The sequence below is a fragment of the Hassallia byssoidea VB512170 genome, assembly GCF_000817785.2.
GTDB classification, from domain to species: domain Bacteria; phylum Cyanobacteriota; class Cyanobacteriia; order Cyanobacteriales; family Nostocaceae; genus Hassallia; species Hassallia carrinoi.
This window is the reverse complement of sequence record NZ_JTCM02000029.1, coordinates 62452-68451: the sequence shown is the minus strand read 5'-3', so window position 1 is coordinate 68451 and position 6000 is coordinate 62452. Positions and strand designations below refer to the sequence as shown.

The window sequence follows — 6000 nt, the reverse complement described above, 5'->3', positions numbered from 1 at the left end:
AGGAGTTGGAATCTCTACGCTAATTGGTGAAAACCTGTTAGAGCAAATTCTGACGTAGATTACAGAATCCCCGTCCATTTATGGCGGGGAGTGTCAACCGTGATTGACTCTTCCAAAACGGAAATGGATCAATTAGAAAAAACCTTAGCCGATCTCTGTGACAAAATGTTGACTGGAGTTGCCTTTAAATACGGCAAAGATAGCCGCGAATATGAAATGGCAGGTGGTGTTCGTAAAAGCGAACGCATCCGCAGAAGTTCATCTAGTCGCTTAAAAGCTGGTGCAGAGGAAGTAGCGGGGAAGAACGAGCAAACGACATCGTATCATTAAATAACAAAACTCCGTTGCAACTGTAAAGATTGTTGCAACGAAGTAGTCAAATTAGTGAAACACCAAGATATTACAAGCAAAAAGCCTGCTTCATCACCATGCTTGCTTTCGCAAAAATGAAGAAGGAAATTTACCCCTTACCTTTTACCTTGTTTCCCCCTCGGCGTTCCTACTGTGCTTAATAGCAATATATAGATTATTTTTGGATGGAACAGTATTATAATGATCAATTTTGATGTATCAATACGATACTAAATAAAACGAATCATTTAATGGCGGTTGTTTGCGACGATTTAAGATTATTTTGGGCGATCGCTATTTTTTTAGCCAATTTGCTATTATGACCAAAAATCTAAATTCTGTCGCTAATGTTACAGTACAAACAATTAAAGTTTTGTGGGTGGGAATTGGTTGTAAGAGTGGAACTTCGCAAGAATTAATTGCAATAGCGATTGAAGAAACTTTTAAAAAAAATCAATTGAATCTGAGTGCGATCGCCGGGATTGCTACTATCGACATTAAAGCATCAGAAGTCGGTTTGCTAGAACTTTGTCATCAACGCAATTTGCCTTTGAAAACCTTTCCCTCAGATGTTCTCAGTTCTGTTGATGTCCCCAACTCTTCCCTAGTTGTTGCGCTTCATAGGGGAACTCCCAGTGTAGCTGAAGCCGCAGCCTTACTAGCAGCTAAGTGTCAAACTCTGCTGATTCCGAAACAAATATTTAAATCAAGCTCCAATCATCAAAATTTATCAGCTTCTAGTCTACAAGGGACAGTGACAATAGCCGTTGCCCAAGCCCAAATAGATCCCCGACTTCTTTAAGAAGTCGGGGATCTGGGTGTTTTGGTTACGGACATGATATGACTTATCAAAAAACAGTAATCTAAAAAAATATCTTTTTTTACCTTTATCTAGTGAATTACTCTGAGTAAGTAATTAATTATGGTAGAAACGATCGCCAGCACAATTGAACCTAACAAAGCAGGCAAAAAGCCGCGAATCTCAAAACCATAACCAGGAGTAAGGACGCTTGCTAGCCAAAGTGTAAAGGCGTTGATCACAAATGTAAACAACCCAAAAGTAATCAGGTTGATTGGCAAAGTCAAAAGACTTAAAATCGGTCTGACGATCGCATTAACTAGCCCTAGAATAACGGCAGCGACAAGCGCTGTGACAAAAGTCTTAACGATAAAGCCAGGAACGAAATGAGCCGTAATCAGCAAAGCGATCGCTGTCCCTAACCAAGTTAACAAAAAGTGTCGCATAAGTTTATTACATTTTCGTAGTAAAGACTTCAGTCCTTATCTTAAGCGAAGTAATTAAATAATAAGTCGATTTTCTCGTACTGAAAACTTCAGGTGAAAGAAAATCGACTCACTACAGTTGATAAATAATCGTTATGTAAAATTCTCTTTTTGTCTTACATCAATCGCAAGAGGTAATCTAACGCGCTTGACTGCGACGCCGTGTGAGAACGTCCCAAGTAGCACCACCAGCTATACCATCAGCTTCTAAACCATAGCGTTGTTGTGCAGCTTTCACCGCTGCTTCAGTAGATGCGCCAAAATCTCCATCTACATCACCATCCAAAAAACCAAGTCTTTTCAGTCTTTCTTGCAGTTTAACAACTTCAGGACCGCGCATTCCTATCCGCAAAATCGGCATTCCTGCTGCGGTGTATTGAATACTAGGCGTTTGCCGAGTAGTTTGTCCAGAACTGCTAGTTTGGCGAGTGCGAGAAGTTTGTCCAGAACTGCTAGCTTGACGAGTGCGAGAAGTTTGTCCAGAAGTGCTAGTTTGGCGAGTGCGAGAAGTTTGTCCAGAACTAGCAGTTTGGTTTCGAGGAGTTTGACGAGTGCGAACAGTTTCCCCAGAACTAGCAGTTTGGTTTCGAGGAGTTTGGCGAGTGCGAACAGTTTCGCGAGAACCATTGGTTGAAGTAGTGCGAACAGTTTCGCGAGAACCATTGTTTGAAGTAGTGCGAACAGTTTGCTCAGAACTAGAAGTTTGTCCACCGGAATTGGTTGAGGTAGTACGAATAGTTTGCTCAGAACTACTGGTTGAAGTACCACTGCCGGGTGATGATTGTCTGACGGTTGTTTGTGAGGTGCTTGTTGTCGTTGGGCTAGACGGTTTTGGCTCAGGAGTGGGAAACTTAGCTGCGGGGTTAGGTGAAGCAGGGGAAGAAGCTACCGTTCCTTCACCTGGGAAAAGTCTAGCCCAAGTGTTACCATCAACAATGCCATCAGGAGCCAAACCCGCTGCGCTTTTAAACTGAGAAACAGCGTTAGCAGTCGTTTGGTTAAAGTTTCCATCAACTGTACCTGTGTAATAGCCTAAAAGTTTCAGCGCTCCTTGTAATTCAGAGACGCGCTCTCCTTGACTACCAAGTTTTAGGGTAGGACGATTGACGCTACCTCCGACAACTACTTGGGCAATTTGTGGTGGTGCTGCAAATGATACTACGGATGAGCCAATTAGCACAGGTGTAGCAAAGCAGAGAGGTAACAAATAAAACTTGCTGGCAGAAAAAAAACGAGATGCTATTGATGTGTGTAAGTAGTTAGTTCTACTTACTGTCTGGCTGCCTTTCATGGAATTTACCCCCGGTTGATTCTCATGCTAATAGTACAGCGCCTTGGCTTTACAAAAAAGCTAGTTGATTGCACTATTAATAGCTTTTTGTTGACCGACTAAGGATAAATAAGGTTCCCGTAAATATTGGTTAGCTGCGGCGATCGCATCTTTAACACTCACACCGGCAATTAACTCCTGAAATTCTTGGTCAAAATCAATTCCTAACCCCAAAATTTCATACCAGCCGTATACTTGAGCAATTTGAGCGTTAGTTTGTTTACCTAAAGCATACTGCCCCAGTATCTTATTTTTCGCGGCTTGAAGTGCGCTTTCTTCTAGTTGGTTGCTAGAGAGTAAATCTACTTCTGTTCGCAGTCCGGTTAAAGCGATGCTGGTATTTTCCGGCGCGGTTCCCATGTAAACTACAAATGAGGCGGGATGCAGCCTTGTGGGATAAAATGCAGATACTTCGTAAGCTAAACCGCGTTTTTCGCGCAATTCCACAAACAAGCGACTAGAAAGCCCATTTCCCAAGTAGGTAGATAACAACTTCAAGGGAGCATAATCAGCAGCACGCACTGATGGTCCGAGATAACCCAGCATAATGACTGATTGCTGTGTTTGTTGCGCTTTGAGTCTTTGCTGTGGTTCAACCTTTATATGGGGAAAATGTACTTTTGGCAGTGGTTCCGATGGAGCTTGCCAATCACCAAATATTTTTTCTACTAAAGTAACTGCATCTTCTAGTGTGACTCGACCGGCAATACTAATTACTAGATTATCTGGACGAAAATATGTCTGATGATACTTGACTAAATCGGCGCGAGTCAAACTGCCCATAGTTGTTTCATCTCCCAGCAGTGACATAGCATAGGGATGATTTTGATACATTACTTGGCGCAGTTGGTCAAAGGCGATGGTAAATGGTTGCTCTTTTTGAGAGCGAATATCTTGTAAAGCTAGACGCCGTTCGAGTTCTACTTCAACTTCGGGAAAAGTAGGCGATCGCATAATTCGCCCAGCCAAACCCAAAATATCTGCAAAATCTGCGGTAACAGTCTTCAATGACACCAAAAAATAATCGGCGGCACTATCTGCACTCAAACCTGCCCCCATAGATTCTACATGTTCGGCAATTTGCAAGCTAGAAAGTCCATCGCATCCCTTTGTCAGGACTGTAGATAATAAATGCGCTAACCCTGACTGTTGTGGATTTTCGTTACAACTACCAGCACGAATAAAAATCCGCGCTGCAATGATATCAGCGGCGGGATTTTCTGCTACCAATAATACGATGCCATTGCTCAACACAGTGCGAGCGATCGGCGAGTGAGAAATAGAAGATTTTAGAGTTTGAGTCATTAGTCAAAAGTAAGAGTTAACAGTCAAGAGTCCAAAGTCCAAAGTCCAGAGTCTAAAGTCCAAAGTCCAAAGTCCAAAGTCTAAAGTCCAAAGTCCAAAGTCTAAAGTCCAGAGTATAAAGTCCAAAGTCAAAGATATTTTGACCATTGACTCTTGACCATTGACCATTGACTCTTGACCATTGACCATTGACTCTTGACCCTTGACTCTTGACTCTTGACCCTTGACTCTTGACTCTTGACCAATGACTAAGAAGGTTTGAGTACCGTAACTGCATAATTTTGCGGGGAAAGATAATCTTTAGCTAATTGTTGCAGTTCTTGAGCATCAAATGACTGAATTTGCTGGGGATAGGTAACGGACAATTCAGCTTGGGCGATCGTGTTATAGTAACCATAAAGCCCGGTGAGTTGATTTGGCGTTTCCGTAGAAAAGGCATATTCATTACATAGCAGTCTGCGGGTACGTGCCAGTTCAGCATCGCTAATTTCCACATTCTGCAAATCTTGCAGGTGAGTGCAAATTAAATATTCAACTTTTTCTAGTTCTTCTGGCTCTAACCAAGCGTTAATTGTAAATAAACTCGAATCTCGTTGGAGAGACAAATTAGCGCAAATTCCCTGCACTAATTGCAGTTCTTCTCGCAAATCGCGAACTAAGCGCGAAGTTCTTCCTTCTGCTAGCAGTACTGATAATAAATCTAAACCGTAAGCGCTGCGGAGTTTTTCGACTCCTGGTGCTGTCCATGCCATTGTTAACCGCGCTTGCTCTAAGCGTGGTAAATGTAGTTCTTGACGACGAATACCGCTAATTGCTGGTTGAACTACTGATTCAAACTGCGGACAATCGGTGCGATCGCCAAAATTTTCAAAGGTGCGATTTACTAATTCTAAAGCTGGTTTTTCTCCAATTCCCCCGACTACTACTACCGTCATATTTTCTGGTTGATAGTGAGCGCGATGAAAACAGCGCATTGCTTGTGCTGATTGCTGCATCAATTCTTGCTCAGTACCCAGCACCGAACGTCCGTAGGGGTGCTGCGGGTAGACGCTTTGAATCAAAGCTTGAAATCCCAGCCAATCCGGATCGTCTTGCGCTTGACGAATTTCCTCTAATACCACATCCCGTTCTCGTTCAAATTCTTCTTCGGGAATTGCAGCATTCAGCAACAGTTCCCCTAAATGAGGCAAAGTATCTTCTAGATATGTGGCAGCTGTGGTGAGAGTGTAATGAGCATAATCATAACTGGTAGCGGCATTAGTCACGCCACCTCTATTTTCAATATTTTGGTCAAATACTCCGGGGGGCAGCGTCGCTGTACCTTTAAAAATCATATGTTCTAAAAAGTGCGCCATGCCGAACCACGGATTTGGCTCTCTTGTTGCACCAGCACGCACCCAAACATCAGCCACTACTACAGGGGTGGTAGCAATTTCCTGATGAATAAAGGTTACACCATTGTCTAGTTGAAAAACTGAGGCTGGAAACACCGTATTAATTAGCTGTTGTGACAATTTTTGCTGCTTTCACCAAAATTTAACGCAGTTTTGACTATCTTATCTTTTATTGATATCTAAATTAGAAGCAATTTATACAGATTTCCTGACAAAAGATGTAGATTCGATTTCCGAACTTCTATATATAGGTAATTTGCATCCTGAATGCAGCTAAAATGCATAAAATAACTTGTTTTGCTGTCTCTTATATAATTTTTTATTAACTCGGTGATA

At 42.2% G+C, this 6000-nt stretch carries 5 protein-coding genes and 1 pseudogene; 2 read left to right on the top strand and 4 right to left on the bottom strand.

Going from position 1 to position 6000, the window contains the following annotated elements; genetic code table 11:
- Nucleotides 1–96: 96 nt before the first annotated feature.
- Together PI95_RS15125 and PI95_RS15120 are read left to right on the top strand one after the other, a co-directional pair.
- A pseudogene (locus PI95_RS15125) lies at nucleotides 97–330 on the top strand (hypothetical protein); the annotation flags it as partial.
- A gap of 283 nt (nucleotides 331–613) precedes the next feature.
- Nucleotides 614–1153 carry a cobalamin biosynthesis protein gene (locus tag PI95_RS15120; RefSeq protein ID WP_336507223.1) on the top strand — a complete coding sequence of 180 codons (540 nt, stop codon included), beginning with the start codon at nucleotides 614–616 and terminating at the stop codon, nucleotides 1151–1153.
- Nucleotides 1154–1242: 89 nt separating this feature from the next.
- Here PI95_RS15120 and PI95_RS15115 read toward each other — a convergent pair whose 3' ends face one another.
- From PI95_RS15115 to PI95_RS15100, 4 genes are all read right to left on the bottom strand, one after another.
- Nucleotides 1243–1596, bottom strand: a complete 354-nt coding sequence (locus tag PI95_RS15115) for a phage holin family protein (RefSeq protein WP_039742668.1) — start codon at nucleotides 1594–1596, stop codon at nucleotides 1243–1245.
- Between the two features lie 178 nt (nucleotides 1597–1774).
- Nucleotides 1775–2926 carry a peptidoglycan-binding protein gene (locus tag PI95_RS15110; protein WP_039742665.1) on the bottom strand — a complete coding sequence of 384 codons (1152 nt, stop codon included), beginning with the start codon at nucleotides 2924–2926 and terminating at the stop codon, nucleotides 1775–1777.
- 60 nt (nucleotides 2927–2986) lie between these two features.
- Entirely contained in the window at nucleotides 2987–4270 is a 1284-nt protein-coding gene (locus tag PI95_RS15105) for a M16 family metallopeptidase (protein ID WP_039742663.1), read from the bottom strand.
- Nucleotides 4271–4518: 248 nt separating this feature from the next.
- Nucleotides 4519–5760: an insulinase family protein gene (locus PI95_RS15100; RefSeq protein ID WP_039742660.1), complete on the bottom strand. Its 1242-nt coding sequence runs from the start codon at nucleotides 5758–5760 to the stop codon at nucleotides 4519–4521.
- Between the last annotated feature and the right edge of the window lie 240 nt (nucleotides 5761–6000).